Genomic DNA, 17,734 nt, shown 5'->3' on the forward strand with positions numbered 1-17,734 from the left:
ACATTTAGCAAATCCATCGTCTATTACAAGTGGACACTTCCCGGAGAACAGGCCATTCCGAAACGCGATCATTGGCGAAATCTTTTGCGAAGGCGTCTTTCTCCCCGTCTCTATACGGGGAGAAATGCCCGGCAGGGCAATGAGGGGCAGCGCCACCTGAGGCGATTTCCCGGAGGTGGAGTTGTCCTGGGGTGTCGATGTCAGCGCCGCCCCTCATCCGCCTGCCGGCACCTTCTCCCCGTATAGTGACGGGGAGAAGGGGGCTGGCCGCAACATCGGCGCCCCTTTCTGCAGCGCTGCAGATTGGCGAAATCTTTGGCCAAGGCGTCTTTCTCCCCGTCGCTATACTCTCCCTGGGAGAAGGGGAAGCCCTATCCGCCGACCATCTCGGCTAGCTTGCGCACGGTGTTCCAGTTGCGCGAGGTGCCGATGCCGAGCCGTTTATGGCTTATCGCCGCCAAAAGACGCGAGCTTGGCGTCTCGCGCGAAAAGAAGATCCAGATGTCACCGCCGACGGCCTGCATCCGCTCATCCTTGCCGATATAGGCCTCCAGCGCCGCGACGGCCTCAGCGGGAACGGGCTTGCGCATCACGCGCACCGCTACCCGATCCGCGGCGGCAGCCGATTCGGCGGGAAACGGATTGCCGGCCGCAAGCTTCAACCAGTCATCTGCGCGGCGTACGATGATGTCGACATGGCGGCCGAAGGTCTTTTGGAACGCCGTCTCCAATCGGCGCTCCAGCGCGGCAATCTCTGTTTCTTTCGTCTCGAAAACCAGATTGCCGGTCGCCACCAGCGTGCGCGGGTTGTTCAGGCCCAGGCCTTCTGTCATGGCCCTGAGATCGGACATGACGACACGCCGCCCCTCGCCCAGGACGATGCTGTAAAGCAAAGCGACGTAGGTTTGCATGCTAGCCCGGATATCTCACGATAGCCTGTCGATTTAGACCAAGCGACTCTGCTCCACCGCCGCCTCGATGAAGCTGGCAAACAGCGGGTGCGGGTCAAGCGGCCGGCTTTTCAACTCGGGATGATATTGCACGCCGATGAACCAGGGATGGTCGGGATATTCGACCGTTTCCGGCAGCACGCCGTCCGGCGACATGCCGGCAAAAACCAGGCCGCAATCCTCGAGCCGCTCCTTATAGTCGACATTGACCTCGTAGCGGTGGCGGTGGCGCTCGGAAATCTGCGTGTCGCCATAGATCTCGGCGATCTTCGAGCCCCTGGCGAGGTCCGCCTGATAGGCACCGAGCCGCATGGTGCCGCCGAGGTCGCCGGTTTCCCTGCGCTTCTCCAGCATGTTGCCTTTCAGCCATTCCGTCATCAGGCCGACGACCGGTTCCTCGGTAGGACCGAATTCGGTCGACGAGGCATGATTGACGCCGGCCAGCGAACGCGCTGCCTCGATGCAGGCCATCTGCATGCCGAAGCAGATGCCGAAATACGGCACTTTTCGCTCGCGGGCGAACTTCGCCGCAAGGATCTTGCCTTCAGCGCCGCGCTCGCCAAAACCGCCGGGGACCAGAATGCCGTGGACCTTTTCCAGCCACGGCGCCGGGTCTTCCTTCTCGAATATCTCGCTCTCGATCCAGTCGAGCTTGACCTTGACGCGGTTGGCGAGACCGCCATGCGACAGCGCCTCGATCAGCGATTTGTAGGCGTCCTTGAGGCCGGTATATTTGCCGACGACGGCGATGGTCACCTCGCCTTCCGGGTTGTGGATGCGTTTGGACACCGCTTGCCAGGGCTCCATCCGCGGCTTCGGCGCCGGATCGATGCCGAAAGCGGCGAGCACTTCCGAATCCAGTCCTTCATTGTGATAGGCCATCGGCACGTCGTAGATGTGCGGCACGTCGAGCGCCTGGATGACGGCGCTCTCGCGCACATTGCAGAACAGCGACAGTTTGCGGCGCTCTTCCCTGGGGATGGGGCGGTCGGCGCGGACCAGCAGGATGTCGGGCGCGATGCCGATGCCGCGCAATTCCTTGACCGAATGCTGGGTCGGCTTGGTCTTCAATTCGCCCGCCGTTGGAATATAGGGCATCAGCGTCAGGTGCACGTAGACGGCGTTGTTGCGCGGCAGGTCGTTGCCAAGTTGGCGGATCGCCTCCAGAAACGGCATCGCCTCGATGTCGCCGACGGTGCCGCCGATCTCGCACAGGACGAAGTCATAGTCGTCATTGCCGTTGAGAATGAAATTCTTGATCTCGTCGGTGACATGCGGAATGACCTGCACGGTGGCGCCAAGATAATCGCCGCGTCGCTCCCGCTCGATGATGTTCTTGTAGATGCGACCCGTGGTGATGTTGTCCTGCTGGTTGGCCGAGCGGCCGGTGAAGCGCTCATAATGGCCAAGATCGAGATCGGTCTCGGCGCCGTCATCCGTCACGAAGACTTCGCCATGCTGGTATGGCGACATCGTGCCGGGATCGACATTGAGATAGGGATCAAGCTTCTTGATGCGCGCGCGATAGCCTCGCGCCTGCAAGAGAGCCCCAAGGGCCGCTGCAGCGATGCCTTTTCCGAGTGAGGAAACCACGCCGCCTGTGATGAATACATATCGCGCCATGGGAGTCATCGCTTAACGCGGCCGAATTGATTCCGCCAGAGAAAAAACCGCCGCGAAGGCTTTTTCCCAAGAAGGCGCCCTGGTGATGCTCGAACCAAAACAAAAGGGCCGGCGAGTCCGGCCCTTTTGTTTGACCCGTCAAGGCGTCAGATGATGACGACCCTGGTGCCCACTTTCACTCTGCGATAAAGGTCCATGACGTGCTCGTTGATCATGCGGAAACAGCCGTTGGAGGAGCTCGTCCCGATCGACTGCGGCGCAATGGTGCCGTGAATGCGCAGATGGGTGTCCTTCTTGCCGTCGTAGAGATAGATGGCGCGCGCGCCGAGCGGGTTATCGCCGCCGCCGGGCATGCCGTCCTTGTACCGGCCGTAATTCTTCGGCTCACGCTTCTGCATGTCGAGCGTCGGGATCCAGCGGGGCCATTCCTGCTTGTCGCCGACGGCGACCGTGCCCTTGAACTGCAGGCCGTCACGACCGACCGCAATCGCATAACGGCGGGCGGTCCAGGAGGATTCGACGAGATAGAGGCGGCGCGCACTCGTATCGATGACGATGGTGCCGGGGCTATAGCCGGTGAACTCGACCTCTTGCGGCACGAACTCCGGCTTCACCTTGAACTGCTTCCTGGCTTCCTTGCTGGCGAGCGCGGCATCGAGGGCGCGGGTCTCGGGGAGCAGCGACATCGACGAGGACGTGCCGCCGAACAGGCCGGCGAACAGCCCGACGCGCTGGGGCTTCTGTCCGACCGGCTCGCTGCGCAATTCGCCGTTGTTGCCGGTCAGCGCGACGTTCATGGCCTCGGCGGGAATTGCCTCGGCCGACTGGATTGCGGCGATGGGTTGAATCGGGTCGATGATCTTGACCGGCCTGGCATCGGCCAGCCTGGCCTTGCCAGCGGACTTATCCTTCTTGACGAGGCCCTTCCTGGCAAGAAACGCCTGCCGTTCCGCGTCCGACCTGGCTTTGGCCGCCTCGCGCATCGCCAGCTTCCTTGCCTCGATCGCCTTTACTCGAGCAGACTGCTTGTCAGCCGCGATCTTGGCTTCGATCTTCCTGATCTGGGCAAGATCTGCCGCGCTCGGGTCTTTTTTCTTCTTGAGGAGCTTGAGTTGCGCCGTGTCGCTTTTGGCGGCGACGTAGACGACGTCAGTTGTGACTGCGGATTTAGGGGCCGAATTGCCCGCCGGCATGGCCGCGTAAGCGGGCGCACCAAGGCTGAGCACGGCCCAAAGGCCGGCTAAAATGAAGCTGCGAAGCTGCATGGCGAAGATCCGATCGTTCAATGCTTGTTGCCACGGCGTCGCCCGGCGTCCCCCAAGGACCCCGAATGTGCCGCGCGCAATCTATAATCGATTAATCGGAGACGCCTCAAGCGCCCTGGCGTGCCGCGCCCGGTCGAATCCTCGTGATCGTGCGGCATTTGCCGCGACTGTGTTCAAACAACAACAGATCGCGGCGCCGGACGTCTGCTGATTACTGGTTTGGAACCTGCGGCGTTACTGGCTGGGTAGCGCCGTTTGTGGCCGGCGGCGTGGTCGCTCCCGCCGCTGGCGGTGCAGCGGGGGCCGGGGCTGCGGCATCATTGCCGGAAGGCGGCGTTGGCGCCGTATTGCCGGACGGCGGTGTCGGCGTCGTGGTGCCAGGCAACTGGTTGAGCACGCCGCCCCCGCCGTTCGTCACAGGCACGCGATCGAGAATGTCGATCGGCTTCTCGCCGTAACGGGCGACGATCGACAAGGTCAGCGAGGTGGCGAAGAACGCCGCCGCCAGGATCGCCGTCGCCCGCGTCAGCGCGTTGGCGGCGCCGCGCGCGGTCATGAAGCCCGATCCGCCGCCGATGCCGAGGCCGCCGCCTTCGGAGCGCTGCAGCAGCACCACGCCGACAAGAGCGAGCACGACCATGAGGTGAACGACGATCAGTACGGTTTCCATAATTTATCCTGGCAAAGCCTTGCGCGGCCGCAGATACGACCGGTGATTTGGAGGCGGCTCAATACAATGCTTTGACGGCAATTCCAAGCCCGTGGCCGGAATATGGGAAGCAATGCGGCCGTTGCAACATTTTCCGCTGCGGCACAGTATCGGAAGTGCCCGACAGCCTTGCGATGCTAAAGCATGTCGCGCAAAAGCATGCCCTTGGGCCTGACCCTGGGCCTGACCCGAGGGTGTGCAGCGGTTTTGCGATAACGACATGCGTAAAAACAACAACCTAAAGCGCGTCGCATTAGGCCGGCCAAACGCGACGCGCTTTAGGAGATGTTTCGATAGGCTTCGGCAATGCCGAGAAAGTCCGCCGCCTTCAGGCTGGCGCCGCCGACCAGCGCGCCGTCGACATTTTTTACGCCCAGCAGTTCGACCGCGTTCGACGGCTTGACCGAGCCGCCATAGAGGATGCGCATCTTTGCCGCTGCGCTGCCAAGCTTTTCCGAAAGTTTTTCGCGAATATGCGCATGCGCCTCAGCAACGTCGGCGGCAGTCGGAGTCAGCCCCGTGCCGATCGCCCATACCGGCTCGTAGGCGATGACGGTATTCGATGCCGTTGCATTCGGCGGCACCGAGCCGGCGACCTGGCGCGACAGCACGTCGAGCGTGGCGCCCGCCTCGCGCTCGGCTCTCGTCTCGCCGATGCAGATGATGGCAACCAGCCCGGCGCGCCACGCGGCGGACGCCTTTGCCTGGACAATGGCGTCGTCCTCATTGTGATCGGCGCGGCGTTCGGAATGGCCGACGATGACGTGACTGGCGCCCGCATCTTTCAGCATCTCGGCCGAAATACAGCCGGTATGGGCGCCGCTCTCCTTGCTGTGGCAATCCTCGCCCCCGGCCCGGACCGGCGTCCGCGACAAGATCTCCGCGGCATGCGCAAGCAGCGTCGCCGGAACGCAGACCAGCGCTTCGGTCTCGGCATCGAGCCCGCTCATGAAGCCGTTGCCGATCATCCTGAGTTCGTTGAGTGAGGCGTTGGTGCCGTTCATTTTCCAGTTGCCAGCGACCAGCGGGCGGATTCCAGGCGTCATGGGATTTGCTTCTCCGGGCAATATTCGGCTGCGTCCTCACTACCAAACTCAGCCCACAAAGCAATCGACAGTGGGCCGGAAGGACGCTATTGCGCTTGTTTCAGACTCGGCGCATGCGAAAATGCGCGAAAAATCGGAAGTGACCATGCTTGGTATCTTGAGAAGCGCCGCGGGGACCTGGATCGCGAAAGCGCTGCTGATATTGTTGGTGTTGAGCTTCGCCGTCTGGGGCATTTCCGGACAGATGGTCGGTGGTTTTGCAGGCCACGACGCCGTTGTCACGGCCGGCGGCACCAAAGTGTCGATCAACGAGTATCGGCTGGCCTATGACCGGCAGATCAGCGTGATGTCGCAGCAATTCGGCCAGCGCATCAGCCGCGAGCAGGCGACGGCGCTCGGCCTCGACAACCAGGTGCTGGCGCAACTCGTGTCGGGCGCGGTCCTCGATGAGCAGGCCCGCAAGCTCGGGCTTGGGCTGTCCAAGGACCGGCTGGCCCAACTCACGCATGAAGACCCGGCCTTCAAGGGTCCCGGCGGCAACTTCGACAGAAGGACTTTCGAATACATACTGCAACAGGTCGGCATGCGGCCGGAAGACTATCTCAGGAATCGCGCCCAGCTGGCTGTGCGCCAGCAGATCGTCGAGGCGGTTTCGGACGGCCTCAAGGCCCCGAATACGTTCTTGAGGGCGGTGGCGCTTTATCGTGGCGAAGACCGCACCATCGACTATTTGACCATGCCGAAATCGCTGGTCGAGCCGATCGAAGCGCCATCCGACACTACGCTTTCGGCCTATTTCGAGGAAAACAAGAAGACCTATGCGGCGCCCGAATACCGCAAATTCTCCTATGTCAGGCTCGAGCCGGAAGACATCATGGATGTGAGTGCCGTGACCGACCAGCAGGTCAGCGACGACTACAACAAGAACAAGGGGCGCTACACCACGCCGGAAACGCGCACCATCGAACAGCTCGTGTTCAAAACGCCCGATGCCGCGAAGGCCGCGCTCGATTCACTCGAGACCGGCGCGACCTTCGACAAACTCGTCGCCGCCGAGGGCAAGACGCAGGCCGACACGCTGCTCGGCACGCTGTCCAAGGACAAGATCGCCGACAAGGCGGTGGCGGATGCGGCCTTTGCGCTCAAGGTCAACGAAGTCAGCCCGGTCGTTCAGGGCGCCTTCGGTCCGGTTCTGCTGCGCGTCACCGAGATCAAGCCCGAAGTGGTGAAGCCGCTGGCCGAAGTGGCCGCCGACATCCGCAAGGACCTCGCGCTCGGCGAGGCAAGCCGCATTCTGCTCGACGTCCATGACAGCTACGAAGATAGCCGCGCTTCGGGCAGCACGCTCAAGGAAGCGGCCGAAAAGCTGAAGCTGAAGGTCGTCACCGTCGACGCGATCGATCGCACCGGCCTGAGGCCGGACGGCGCCATCGTCAAGGATCTGCCGGAATCGCCGGATCTCATCAAGGCGGTGTTCGATGCCGAGCCCGGCACCGAGAATCCCGACCTCACCACCGCCAACAATGGCTTCGTGTTCTACGAGGTGGCGTCGATCACGCCGGCCCGCGACCGCACGCTGGACGAAGTCCGCCAAAAAGTGGTGGCCGACTGGACGGCGGCGGAAACGACCAAGCGGCTCACCGCAAAAGCGCAGGAGTTCGAAAAGCGACTCGAGGCCGGCACCGCGCTCGACGTGATCGCGAGCGAGCTCAAGCTTGAGAAGCAGACCAAGCGCGGCGTCAAGCGCGGCGCGGACGACGCCGATTTCGGCAAGGAAGGGGCGGCTGCGATGTTCGGCGAAGGCGAAGGCGGGACCGGATTGATCGCCTCGCCCACCGGCGACGGACAGATCCTGTTCAGGATCGCCGAAGTCTTCGAGCCTGCCGGAGCCGACGCCAGCTCGGTGCCGGACGACGCGCAGAAATCGTTCACCGCCGGCATGTCCGACGACCTGCTCGACCAGTTGGTGGCGCAGCTGCAGACGCAATATGACGTTCGCATCGACCAGACCGCAATTGCCCAAGCCCTGACCAGATGAGCGCGCTCAAGACCCATATCGCCAAGGTCGCCGCCGGCAGCTCGCTTTCCTTCGAGGAAGCGCGCGATGCCTTCGACATCATCATGTCGGGCGACGCTACGCCCGGCCAGATCGGCGGCTTCCTGATGGCGCTGCGCGTGCGCGGCGAGACGGTGAGCGAGATTTCCGGCGCCGTCGCCACCATGCGCGCCAAGATGCTGCGCGTCGACGCGCCGGCTGGCGCCATCGACATCGTCGGCACCGGCGGCGACAATTCGCACAGCGTCAACATCTCGACCGCATCCGCCTTCGTCATCGCCGCCTGCGGCGTGCCGGTGGCCAAGCACGGCAATCGCGGACTGTCCTCGCAGACCGGCGCCGCCGACGTGCTGACCGCGCTTGGCGTCAAGCTCGACATCCCGCCGGAAGCGATCGGCCGCTGCATCCACGACGCAGGCGTCGGCTTCATGTTCGCGCCGGCGCATCATCCGGCGATGAAGCATGTCGGCCCGATCCGCGTCGAGCTCGGCACCCGCACAATCTTCAACCTGCTTGGCCCGCTCTCCAATCCGGCTGGTGTCGTCAGGCAAATGGTTGGCGTCTTCTTGCCGGAATGGATCATGCCGGTGGCCGAGACGTTGAAGGCATTGGGCGCCGACCACGCCTGGGTCGCCCATGGCGACGGCTATGACGAGATCACCACCACAGGCGAAACCCAGGTCGCCGAACTGGTCGGCGGCGAGATCCGCAGCTTTACGCTGACCCCCGAAGCGGTCGGGCTGAAGCGGCATACCAAGAACGAATTGCGCGGCGGCGATGCCGCCTACAACGCCCAGGCGCTGCGCGACATGCTGGGCGGCGCTGCCGGCGCCTTTCGCGATACGGTGCTGATGAACGCCGGCGCCGGACTGGTGGTGGCGGGAAAGGCGACGACGCTTGCCGATGGCATGGCGACGGCGGCGCAAGCCATCGACAGCGGCCGGGCGCTAAAGGTGCTTGACCGGCTGGTCGAGATTTCGAACGGATAGCGCCGTGTCTGATATCCTGCGCAAGATCGAAGCCTACAAGCGCGACGAGATCGCGGCGGCGAAGGCGCGGGTGCCGCTTGCCGAAATCAAGGCGCGGGCAAAGGATGCCGACGCACCACGCGGCTTTCTCTCGGCCCTTGAAGCCAAACGCAAATCCGGCAGTTTTGCGCTGATCGCCGAAATCAAGAAGGCGAGCCCGTCCAAGGGCCTGATCCGCGCCGATTTCGATCCGCCGGCGCTGGCCACGGCCTATGCCAAAGGTGGGGCTGCCTGCCTGTCCGTGCTGACCGATGCGCCGTCTTTCCAGGGGGCGCCTGAATTCCTCACCGATGCGCGCAGCGCCGTGACATTGCCGGCTTTGCGCAAGGATTTTCTGTTCGAGCCTTATCAGGTGTTCGAGGCCCGTGCGTGGGGCGCGGACGCCATCCTGATCATCATGGCGAGCGTCGATGACGCCGTGGCCAGGGAACTCGAAACGACGGCTTTCGAGCTCGGCATGGACGCGCTGGTCGAGGTGCATGACGAGGCCGAGACGGAACGCGCGCTGAAACTGTCGTCGCGGCTGATCGGCATCAACAACCGCAATCTGCGGACGTTCGAAACCAGCATCGAGACATCGGAGCGGCTCGCGGCGATGGTGCCGGCCGACCGGCTGCTGGTCAGCGAGAGCGGTATTTTCTCGCACCAAGACTGCCGCAGGCTGGAACGGAGCGACATTGGCACTTTCCTCGTCGGCGAGAGCCTGATGCGGCAACAGGACGTGGCCACTGCGACGCACCTGCTTTTGACGGGCAAGGCGCCCGCCAATGCATCTGCCCGAAAATCGGAATCGATGTTCGGAGAGCATGATGCATAGATACAAAGCGTTAGAGCGTAGTTTGTGCGTCCAAACGGACGCACGTCGCTCCAGGGTGACCTGACGATGTCGGCCGCTCTCACCCATCTTGGCGCGGAAGGCGAAGCCAATATGGTCGATGTCGGCGACAAGGCGGAGACGACCCGCACGGCAATCGCCGAAGGTCTTGTCTCGATGCGGCCTGAAACACTGAAAGTGATTCTCGACGGCGATGCCAAGAAAGGCGACGTGCTGGGTACGGCGCGCATCGCCGGCATCATGGCGGCCAAGAGGACGCATGAGCTGATCCCGCTCTGCCACCCGCTGCTGTTGACCAAGATATCGGTAGACATCGAACCGGACGCGAAGCTGCCCGGCCTGAAGGTCACGGCGCTGGCCCGCGTCACCGGCAAGACCGGCGTCGAGATGGAAGCGCTGACCGCCGTCTCGGTCGCCTGCCTGACCATCTATGATATGGCCAAGGCGGTCGACCGTGGCATGGCGATCTCCGGCATCAGGCTGGTGGAAAAGACCGGCGGCAAATCCGGCGACTACAAGGCGGACGCCCAGGGGGCAGGCCGATAATGGCGCTGCTTGCGGTCGCCGAGGCGCTCGAGCACCTGCTTGCGGATGCTGCGCCCTTGCAGGCTGAAAGCGTCGCCCTGATGGACGCCGCCGACCGCGTGCTGGCGGGGCCGCTCATGGCGCTCCGCACCCAGCCGCCATTCAACGCGTCAGCCATGGACGGCTATGCCGTGCGGGCCGACGATGTCGCGTCCGTGCCCGCGAGACTTTCGGTGATCGGCATGGCGCCGGCCGGACGCGGCTTTGCCGGAACAGTCGGCCCGGCGCAGGCCGTGCGCATCTTCACCGGCGCGCCGCTTCCCGCCGGTGCCGACACCATCGTCATCCAGGAGAATGTCCGCGACCTCGGCGGCGGCATGGTCGAAGTGACCGCGCCGACGGTTGAAGGCCGCAACATCCGCCGCCTCGGGCTCGATTTCTCGCAGGGCGACATGCTGCTGGAGAAAGGCCGCCTGCTTGATCCGGCGGCATTGTCGCTGGCGGCGTCGGCCAACCACCAGCAGGTCCGCGTGGTGAAACGGCCGCTGGTCGCCATCATCGCCACCGGCGACGAATTGCTGCCGCCGGGCAGCGACCTTGGCCCCGACCAGATCATCTCCTCCAATGCCTATGGCGTCGCCGCCGCGGCCCGCTCGGTCGGCGCCAGCGCACTCGATCTCGGCATCGCCCCCGACCGCAAGGAGGCGATCGCCGCGCTGGTGACAAAAGCCGTCGACGCAGGCGCGGACGTCATCGTCACGCTGGGCGGCGCCTCGGTCGGGGACCATGACCTCGTCCATGACGTGCTGACCGGCGAAGGCATGGCGCTCGATTTCTGGAAAATCGCCATGCGGCCCGGCAAGCCACTGATGTTCGGGCGGCTGGGCGCCATCCGCTGCATCGGCCTGCCCGGCAATCCGGTGGCCAGTCTGGTCTGCACGCAGCTCTTTCTGAAGCCGCTGCTGGCGCGGCTCGGCGGCCGCGCCTTCCGCCAGGACATGCGTCAGGCGCGGCTCGGCGCCGCCATGCCGGCCAACGATCTCAGGCAGGACTATGTACGCGCGGTGGTGAAGGAAGAAGCTGGCACGCTTGAGGCAACGCCGTTCAGTATTCAGGATTCCTCGATGCTCAGAATGCTGGCCGACGCCAACGGACTGGTCGTGCGCGAGCCATTCGCTCCCGCAGCCGCAGCGGGCGCCGCCTGCAGCGTGCTGATGCTACGCTGAACAAAACGTCAACACATTCATTAAACTTTAAATGGTTGCGGAACACAACTGGAACAGATAGTGTTTGTTCTGGGTTTGTTTTTCTGATTCTGTTGGGGGTCGCGATGCTGACACGCAAACAACATGAACTGCTGATGTTCATTCACGAACGGCTGAAGGAAAGCGGCATTCCGCCCTCGTTCGACGAGATGAAGGAAGCGCTCGACCTCGCCTCCAAATCAGGGATCCACCGGCTGATCACGGCGCTGGAGGAACGCGGTTTCATTCGCCGCCTGCCCAACCGCGCCCGCGCGCTCGAGGTGCTGCGCCTGCCCGATTCGATCGCGCCGGGCCTCAATGCGGCGCGCAAATTCTCGCCGAGCGTCATTCAAGGCAGCCTTGGCCAGGGCGGGCTTGGACAGGGCGGCCTCGGACGGCAGATCAAGCCGGCGCCTTCGCGCATGCGTGCTGCCGGCAATGACGACGACGTCGTTGCCACCGTCTCCATACCGGTGATGGGCCGCATCGCTGCCGGTGTGCCGATCGACGCCATCCAGCACCAGACGCATTCGATCTCGGTGCCACCGGACATGATCACCGGCGGCACGCACTACGCGCTGGAGGTCAAGGGTGATTCGATGATCGAGGCCGGCATCTTCGACGGCGACACGGTCATCATCCGCAACGCCGATACGGCCCAGCCTGGCGAGATCATTGTCGCGCTGGTCGACGAGGAGGAAGCGACGCTGAAACGATTCCGCCGCAAAGGTGCCTCGATCGCACTGGAAGCCGCCAATCCGGCCTACGAGACGCGCATCTTCGGGCCGGACCGGGTCAAGGTGCAGGGTAAGCTCGTCGGACTGATCCGGCGTTACTGAGCGGCAGGCTTCTTGGGTTTCTCGGCTTTTCGGTAAGGCGGCAGGCCCCTCGCCTCGCGCGAAAATCGCCGCTGCTCATGCCAGGGCCTGTATGGCTGTCTGACGGCAAAACGGATTTCTGCGCGCGTCGTCGCCGATAGCGGATCGAAGAAGACGGCGGCACTGCCCATGCGGGCGAGCTGCCGTTTGGTGACGACGAGAACCAGCGGATTGCGGCAGGGTTTGTAATAGGCTGTGGCATCGTCGATGACGATCAAATCCGCAAAGGCACAGGCCGGCCGCGCGGTTTTGCGGTTGTCGGCGAGCGCGATGAGCGCGCCGGACGGATGCCGGGCCAGGCACAGGCCGGCAGTGCAGGTGAAAGGCGCTCCCGGCGGCAGGTCGGCCGGGTCGGCGATGTCGAACTGCACATCTCCTTTTTCGAATGTCTCCGGCTCGACGATCGTCGTTGAAACCAGCGCATGTTTCCAGTTGTCGGTGGTGAATTCGTTCGAACGCACCCGGTTGACGGCAAGTTCGCCGCCGCCGATCGGCAGCGCCACCAGATGCGCATCCTCCGAAATCAGCACGTCGGGGGTGCGCGTCTCGGAAATCGTCAGCAGGCCGGCGAGCGCAAAGGGAAGTGCCGCAAGCCGCAGCCATGTCGTCGCCATCGTGGCGATGACCAGGGCGACCGTCACCAGCAGGACCGATTGCAACGAGATCAGGCCGACTGCATCGACCGGCGAACGCTCCGAAATCCATCCCGAAATTGCGATCATCGCCGTCAGGCCCTTGCCCATCATGTAGAGGAAAGGGCCGTCGAGGCCGAAAGGCATTGCCAAGGCGCTCAGGACGGCCAGGAACATGACGATCGTGACGATCGGCATGACGGCCAGATTGGCGAACAGGCTGAGCGGCGAGACGCGCTGAAAGTGCCAGATGGCGAAGAGCGCGGTGGCGCTGCCGGCAATGATGGAGGTCATTGCGATGGTGCCTGCCCCAGCGACGAGTTTGCGCGTGACGAAAGCGACCGGTGACCGTCGCTGTCGCGGCGCCTTGGCCTTGTCGGCACGGTAGTCGGACCAACCGGCATAGGCGCCCACGAGAGCCGCAGTCGCGGCGAAGGACATCTGGAAGCTTGCGCCGACCACCTCATGCGGCGACACGACGATGACGGCGATGGCCGAAATCGCCAGGTTGCGCATGGTGAGTGCCGCCCGGTCGAACAGCACGGCGACAAGCATTACCGCCAGCATGATGAAGCTGCGTTCAGCCGCGACCACGATACCGGAAAAGATCAGATAGGCAGCGATGGAGACGAGTGCGGCAGCAGCCGCATATTTCTTGACCGGCCGGCGCGACGAAAAGTCGGGAAACAGCGCAAAGGCGCCGCGCAGCAATCCCATGACGGTGCCGGCGACAAGCGCCATGTGCAGGCCGGAAATGGAGATGATGTGGTAGATGCCGGTGCGCCGCATCGATTCGTTTATCTCTTCGGGGATGCCGGCACGCACGCCGACGATCAGCGCAGCGGCAATCTCCCCCTCGGCACCACCGATGCTGTCCCTGATATGGTCGGCGATGGTTTCGCGCGCCTTCTCGATCGACGAAGAAAGGCGTGCGGTTAACGGTGCATCTTCGGAGACGACGATCTTTGGACTGCCGAGGAAAAAGCCACTGGCACCGATACCGGCGAAATAGCTGTCGAAGGAAAAGTCAAAGCTGTCCGGTCTGACCGGGCCAGTCGGAGGCAAAAGCCTCACATAGCCGGTTGCCACCGAGCCTGCGGTCATCTCAGCGGGAATCTTGCGTGCCGACACCCTGACACGTTCGGGTGCATAACGCAGTGTCGGCCGGGCGGTCGACATCACGTCGATGGTCAGCCTAATCCGGCCGTTCGCCATCTGGTCGAGCCTGACGACACGGCCGGTCAGCCGGGTCTGGATTTCCGAACCGAGCATCTTCGTTCCGGCGCGCCAGGTTTCAACCTTGGCGGCGAGCACACCAAGCGCGCACAGCAACGCTGCCATGAAGCACAGATGCGTTTTGCGGCGTGAGCGCGTGACGGCCGCACACAATGCCGTGAGGACCACGACGGCGATGGGCTGGGCAAAGTCCGGTTCGACGGCAAGCGAAAAATAGACGATCACCCCGCATGCCAGAAAAACCGGCACCAGCAGGAAGGCGACGCCGCGGTCGAGTTCCAGGCCGGCTGCGGAGGCCACGCTGTTGCGGACACCGGATGGTGAAAGATGGCTGAGCAGTCGGCGAAAACGAATGACAGGGCCGGGTGCTGGAGCCGGTATCGGCACCGAGCGGTCCGGCGAAAGAGGCTGGATGCCCGGCGGCAACGCCGGCACCCAAACGGGTAGCGGCTCAGCGTGAGGAACGTCGGCGAACAGCGATCGTTCGCTGACGCTTGCGTTCGCGCCCTCGCTCTCGTCCACGCCGCGGCCTGGTCCAGCCATAGGGTTCGCCCCTTGCGCCCTTGACCTCCTATGCTACATGAACGCGCAACGCGCGAAAGTCCGCGCAGCCACATCCGTTTTCTGCGCTTGCCCCGAGAGTTCCATGTCCGACAAGGTCGTCACCCGTTTTGCCCCTTCGCCCACCGGATTCCTGCATATTGGCGGGGCGCGCACGGCGCTGTTCAACTGGCTGTATGCGAAACACACTGGCGGCAAGATGCTGCTGCGCATCGAGGACACCGATCGCGAGCGTTCGACCGATGCGGCAACCGCTGCCATCCTCGATGGGCTCTCCTGGCTCGGCCTCAACTGGGACGGCGAACCGGTATCCCAGTTCGAGCGTGCGCCGCGCCACCGCGCAGTTGCCGAGGAGCTGGTGCACCTCGGCAAAGCCTATTACTGCTATGCGACGCCGGCCGAGCTGGAGGCGATGCGCGAGAGTGCGCGGGCCAAGGGCTTGCCTCCCCGCTATGACGGCCGCTGGCGCGACCGCGACCCGTCAGAGGCACCGGTTGGCGCCAGGGGCGCGATCCGCATCAAGGCGCCGGCCGAAGGCGAGACGGTGGTGCATGACCGCGTGCAGGGCGAAGTCCGCTTCCCCAACAAGGACCTCGACGATTTCATCATCCTGCGCTCGGACGGCAACCCGACCTATATGCATGCCGTCGTCGTCGACGACCACGACATGGGCATCACCCACATCATCCGCGGCGACGACCATCTGACCAATGCCGCCCGCCAGATGGTGATCTATCGAGCCTTGGGCTGGGAGGTGCCGTCAATGGCGCATATCCCGCTGATCCATGGCGCCGACGGCGCCAAGCTGTCGAAGCGGCACGGCGCCCTCGGGGTCGAAGCCTATCGCGCCATGGGCTATCTGCCCGAGGCACTGCTCAACTACCTGGCGCGGCTCGGCTGGAGCCACGGCGACGACGAGGTCATGTCGATCGCCGACATGATTGCGTGGTTCGACATCGGCGATGTCAACAAGGGGGCCGCCCGCTTCGACTTCGCCAAGCTCGAGGCGCTGAACGGCGTGCATATGCGGCGCATGAACGACGCCGAATTGCTCGATATCTTCATCAACACCTTGCCCTATCTCGAAGGCGGCCCGGCGATCGCAGCGCGCCTCGACGACACACGCAAGGCGCAGTTGCTGGCCGCCCTGCCCGGCTTGAAGGAGCGCGCCAAGACGCTGGTCGAGCTGGTTGACGGTGCCGCCTTCCTGTTTGCCGAGCGGCCGCTGCCGATCGACGAGAAGGCGGCGGCGCTGCTCGGCGGCGAGGCGCGCGAGATCCTGCGGGGCGCCCATGCGGCGCTGAAGGCGATTTCAGGGGATTGGACGGCCGCAGCGGCGGAAGCGACGATCCGCCAATATGCGCTTGCCGGCGGTCGTAAGCTTGGCGCTGTGGCCCAACCTTTGCGCGCCGCGCTCACCGGCAAAAGCACCTCGCCCGGCGTGTTCGACGTGCTTGCCGTGCTTGGCCGCGAGGAAAGCCTGGCGCGCGTCGCGGATCAAATCGATTAGCAAAACTGGCCCAAGAAGATTGGCATTGAAAGGTGGGTTTCGCAGTGCAACATTAGGTCTTGGCCCAATTTGGCACGCAATCCAATTGCGGGCGCAAACGCGCGAACTCCGATACTTTCGACGTGTTGCGTTGCAGAAATTTTGCCTTTGCCGACATGAGAAAACAAAAAGGAGTTTGCAATGTCCGAAGCTGCGACAAAAATGGAATTTGGCGGCAAAACCCACGCGTCGACCGCGAAACTTGAATTCGGCGGCAAAACCCACGAACTCAAGGTGCGAAGCGGCTCGGTCGGACCTGACGTCATCGATATCGGCGCGCTTTACAGCACCACCGGGGCCTTTACCTACGATCCCGGCTTCACCTCGACGGCAAGTTGCGAGTCGGAAATCACCTTCATCGATGGCGATGCCGGCATCCTTTTGCATCGCGGTTATCCGATCGACCAGTTGGCCGAGCACGGCGACTTCCTCGAAGTCTGTTATCTCCTGCTCTACGGCGAACTGCCGACCAAGGCGCAGAAGGACGATTTCGACTACCGGGTGACGCGCCACACCATGGTGCACGAGCAGATGTCGCGCTTCTTCACCGGCTTTCGCCGCGACGCCCACCCGATGGCGGTGATGTGTGGCGTGGTCGGTGCGCTGTCAGCTTTCTATCACGATTCCACCGACATCTCGGACCCCTACCAGCGCATGGTCGCATCGATGCGGCTGATCGCCAAGATGCCGACGATCGCGGCGATGGCTTACAAATACCACATCGGCCAGCCCTTCATTTACCCCAAGAACGAGCTGAATTTCGCGGCCAACTTCCTGCATATGTGCTTTGCCGTGCCGTGCGAGGAATACAAGATCAACCCGGTGCTGGCGCGTGCGATGGAGCGCATCTTCATCCTGCACGCCGATCACGAGCAGAACGCCTCGACCTCGACCGTTCGCCTCGCCGGCTCGTCCGGCGCCAATCCGTTCGCCTGCATCGCCGCCGGCATCGCCTGCCTGTGGGGACCGGCCCATGGCGGCGCTAACGAGGCAGCCTTGAACATGCTGGGCGAGATCGGCCAAGTCGACCACATCCCGGAGTTCATCGCCCGCGCCAAGGATAAGAACGATCCGTTCCGATTGATGGGCTTTGGCCACCGCGTCTACAAAAACTACGATCCGCGCGCCAAGATCATGCAGAAGACCGCACATGAGGTTTTGGGCGAACTCGGCATCAAGGACGATCCGCTGCTCGACATCGCCATGGAACTGGAAAGGATCGCCCTGACCGATTCCTATTTCATCGAGAAGAAGCTTTATCCGAACGTCGATTTCTATTCCGGCATCACGCTGAAGGCGCTGGGCTTCCCCACCACCATGTTCACCGTACTGTTCGCGGTCGCCCGCACCGTCGGCTGGATCGCGCAGTGGAAGGAGATGATCGAGGATCCGCACCAGAAGATAGGCCGCCCGCGCCAGCTCTATACAGGTGCGCCGGAACGCGACTACGTGCCGATTGCTAAACGGTGAATAGTGAGTAGTGAATAGTGAATAGTGAGTAGTGAGTAGTGAGTAGTGAGTAGTGAATAGTGAATAGTGAATAGTGAATAGTGAATAGTGAATAGTGAATAGTGAATAGTGAATAGTGAATAGTGAA

Annotated in this window: 14 protein-coding genes; 8 read left to right on the top strand and 6 right to left on the bottom strand. The window is 63.2% G+C overall.

The window, feature by feature from the left end; genetic code table 11:
• Window positions 1-371: 371 nt before the first annotated feature.
• From AC0L2B_RS20140 to tpiA, 5 genes are all read right to left on the bottom strand, one after another.
• Window positions 372-911 (bottom strand): DUF1697 domain-containing protein, encoded by a 540-nt coding sequence (locus AC0L2B_RS20140; protein WP_287173740.1) that lies wholly within the window; start codon window positions 909-911, stop codon window positions 372-374.
• A 33-nt stretch (window positions 912-944) separates the two neighbouring features.
• Window positions 945-2,582, bottom strand: coding sequence for a CTP synthase (locus tag AC0L2B_RS20145; RefSeq protein WP_084833810.1), 1,638 nt, complete (start codon window positions 2,580-2,582; stop codon window positions 945-947).
• A gap of 137 nt (window positions 2,583-2,719) precedes the next feature.
• Window positions 2,720-3,838, bottom strand: a complete 1,119-nt coding sequence (locus AC0L2B_RS20150; RefSeq protein ID WP_473746580.1) for a L,D-transpeptidase — start codon at window positions 3,836-3,838, stop codon at window positions 2,720-2,722.
• Window positions 3,839-4,049: 211 nt separating this feature from the next.
• The gene (gene secG / locus AC0L2B_RS20155; RefSeq protein WP_023801242.1) at window positions 4,050-4,508 is read right to left on the bottom strand and encodes a preprotein translocase subunit SecG; all 459 of its coding nucleotides are present in this window, start codon (window positions 4,506-4,508) and stop codon (window positions 4,050-4,052) included.
• A 317-nt stretch (window positions 4,509-4,825) separates the two neighbouring features.
• Entirely contained in the window at window positions 4,826-5,593 is a 768-nt protein-coding gene (gene tpiA / locus AC0L2B_RS20160) for a triose-phosphate isomerase (RefSeq protein ID WP_473746581.1), read from the bottom strand.
• 145 nt (window positions 5,594-5,738) lie between these two features.
• Between tpiA and AC0L2B_RS20165 the strand changes: the two genes are divergently transcribed.
• The 6 genes from AC0L2B_RS20165 (at window position 5,739) to lexA (ending at window position 12,120) form a co-directional block, all read left to right on the top strand.
• A complete protein-coding gene (locus AC0L2B_RS20165; RefSeq protein ID WP_473746582.1) occupies window positions 5,739-7,631 on the top strand; it encodes a SurA N-terminal domain-containing protein in 1,893 nt (630 codons plus the stop codon).
• Complete coding sequence (trpD, locus tag AC0L2B_RS20170; protein WP_473746583.1) at window positions 7,628-8,638, top strand: anthranilate phosphoribosyltransferase; 1,011 nt, start codon at window positions 7,628-7,630, stop codon at window positions 8,636-8,638. The genes AC0L2B_RS20165 and trpD overlap by 4 nt, the downstream gene beginning before the upstream one ends.
• A gap of 4 nt (window positions 8,639-8,642) precedes the next feature.
• On the top strand, window positions 8,643-9,494 hold the full coding sequence (trpC, locus tag AC0L2B_RS20175) for an indole-3-glycerol phosphate synthase TrpC (protein ID WP_473746584.1): 852 nt from the start codon (window positions 8,643-8,645) through the stop codon (window positions 9,492-9,494).
• Window positions 9,495-9,560: 66 nt separating this feature from the next.
• Complete coding sequence (gene moaC, locus AC0L2B_RS20180; protein ID WP_473746585.1) at window positions 9,561-10,058, top strand: cyclic pyranopterin monophosphate synthase MoaC; 498 nt, start codon at window positions 9,561-9,563, stop codon at window positions 10,056-10,058.
• Window positions 10,058-11,263 (top strand): molybdopterin molybdotransferase MoeA, encoded by a 1,206-nt coding sequence (locus AC0L2B_RS20185; protein ID WP_473746586.1) that lies wholly within the window; start codon window positions 10,058-10,060, stop codon window positions 11,261-11,263. The genes moaC and AC0L2B_RS20185 overlap by 1 nt, the downstream gene beginning before the upstream one ends.
• Window positions 11,264-11,367: 104 nt before the next feature.
• Window positions 11,368-12,120, top strand: a complete 753-nt coding sequence (lexA, locus tag AC0L2B_RS20190) for a transcriptional repressor LexA (RefSeq protein WP_027151887.1) — start codon at window positions 11,368-11,370, stop codon at window positions 12,118-12,120.
• Here lexA and AC0L2B_RS20195 read toward each other — a convergent pair.
• Complete coding sequence (locus AC0L2B_RS20195) at window positions 12,114-14,570, bottom strand: ComEC/Rec2 family competence protein (protein WP_473746587.1); 2,457 nt, start codon at window positions 14,568-14,570, stop codon at window positions 12,114-12,116. The two genes, lexA and AC0L2B_RS20195, sit on opposite strands and share 7 nt — an antisense overlap.
• 103 nt (window positions 14,571-14,673) lie before the next feature.
• Between AC0L2B_RS20195 and gltX the strand changes: the two genes are divergently transcribed.
• Both gltX and gltA read left to right on the top strand, forming a co-directional pair.
• Window positions 14,674-16,098 (top strand): glutamate--tRNA ligase, encoded by a 1,425-nt coding sequence (gene gltX, locus AC0L2B_RS20200; RefSeq protein WP_473746588.1) that lies wholly within the window; start codon window positions 14,674-14,676, stop codon window positions 16,096-16,098.
• Window positions 16,099-16,278: 180 nt separating this feature from the next.
• Window positions 16,279-17,607 carry a citrate synthase gene (gene gltA / locus AC0L2B_RS20205; RefSeq protein ID WP_031255684.1) on the top strand — a complete coding sequence of 443 codons (1,329 nt, stop codon included), beginning with the start codon at window positions 16,279-16,281 and terminating at the stop codon, window positions 17,605-17,607.
• The last annotated feature ends 127 nt before the right edge of the window (window positions 17,608-17,734 follow it).

It is taken from the genome of Mesorhizobium sp. WSM4815, from assembly GCF_055811575.1.

What these genes read in the sequence shown, in the direction of transcription:
- AC0L2B_RS20185 (WP_473746586.1), top strand. Translation starts at nt 10,058, where the DNA reads ATGGCGCTGCTTGCGGTCGCCGAGGCGCTCGAGCACCTGCTTGCGGAT.
- AC0L2B_RS20150 (WP_473746580.1), bottom strand. Translation starts at nt 3,838, where the DNA reads ATGCAGCTTCGCAGCTTCATTTTAGCCGGCCTTTGGGCCGTGCTCAGC.
- AC0L2B_RS20140 (WP_287173740.1), bottom strand. Translation starts at nt 911, where the DNA reads ATGCAAACCTACGTCGCTTTGCTTTACAGCATCGTCCTGGGCGAGGGG.
- tpiA (WP_473746581.1), bottom strand. Translation starts at nt 5,593, where the DNA reads ATGACGCCTGGAATCCGCCCGCTGGTCGCTGGCAACTGGAAAATGAAC.
- AC0L2B_RS20195 (WP_473746587.1), bottom strand. Translation starts at nt 14,570, where the DNA reads ATGGCTGGACCAGGCCGCGGCGTGGACGAGAGCGAGGGCGCGAACGCA.
- lexA (WP_027151887.1), top strand. Translation starts at nt 11,368, where the DNA reads ATGCTGACACGCAAACAACATGAACTGCTGATGTTCATTCACGAACGG.
- trpD (WP_473746583.1), top strand. Translation starts at nt 7,628, where the DNA reads ATGAGCGCGCTCAAGACCCATATCGCCAAGGTCGCCGCCGGCAGCTCG.
- gltA (WP_031255684.1), top strand. Translation starts at nt 16,279, where the DNA reads ATGTCCGAAGCTGCGACAAAAATGGAATTTGGCGGCAAAACCCACGCG.
- gltX (WP_473746588.1), top strand. Translation starts at nt 14,674, where the DNA reads ATGTCCGACAAGGTCGTCACCCGTTTTGCCCCTTCGCCCACCGGATTC.
- moaC (WP_473746585.1), top strand. Translation starts at nt 9,561, where the DNA reads ATGTCGGCCGCTCTCACCCATCTTGGCGCGGAAGGCGAAGCCAATATG.
- AC0L2B_RS20165 (WP_473746582.1), top strand. Translation starts at nt 5,739, where the DNA reads ATGCTTGGTATCTTGAGAAGCGCCGCGGGGACCTGGATCGCGAAAGCG.
- secG (WP_023801242.1), bottom strand. Translation starts at nt 4,508, where the DNA reads ATGGAAACCGTACTGATCGTCGTTCACCTCATGGTCGTGCTCGCTCTT.
- AC0L2B_RS20145 (WP_084833810.1), bottom strand. Translation starts at nt 2,582, where the DNA reads ATGACTCCCATGGCGCGATATGTATTCATCACAGGCGGCGTGGTTTCC.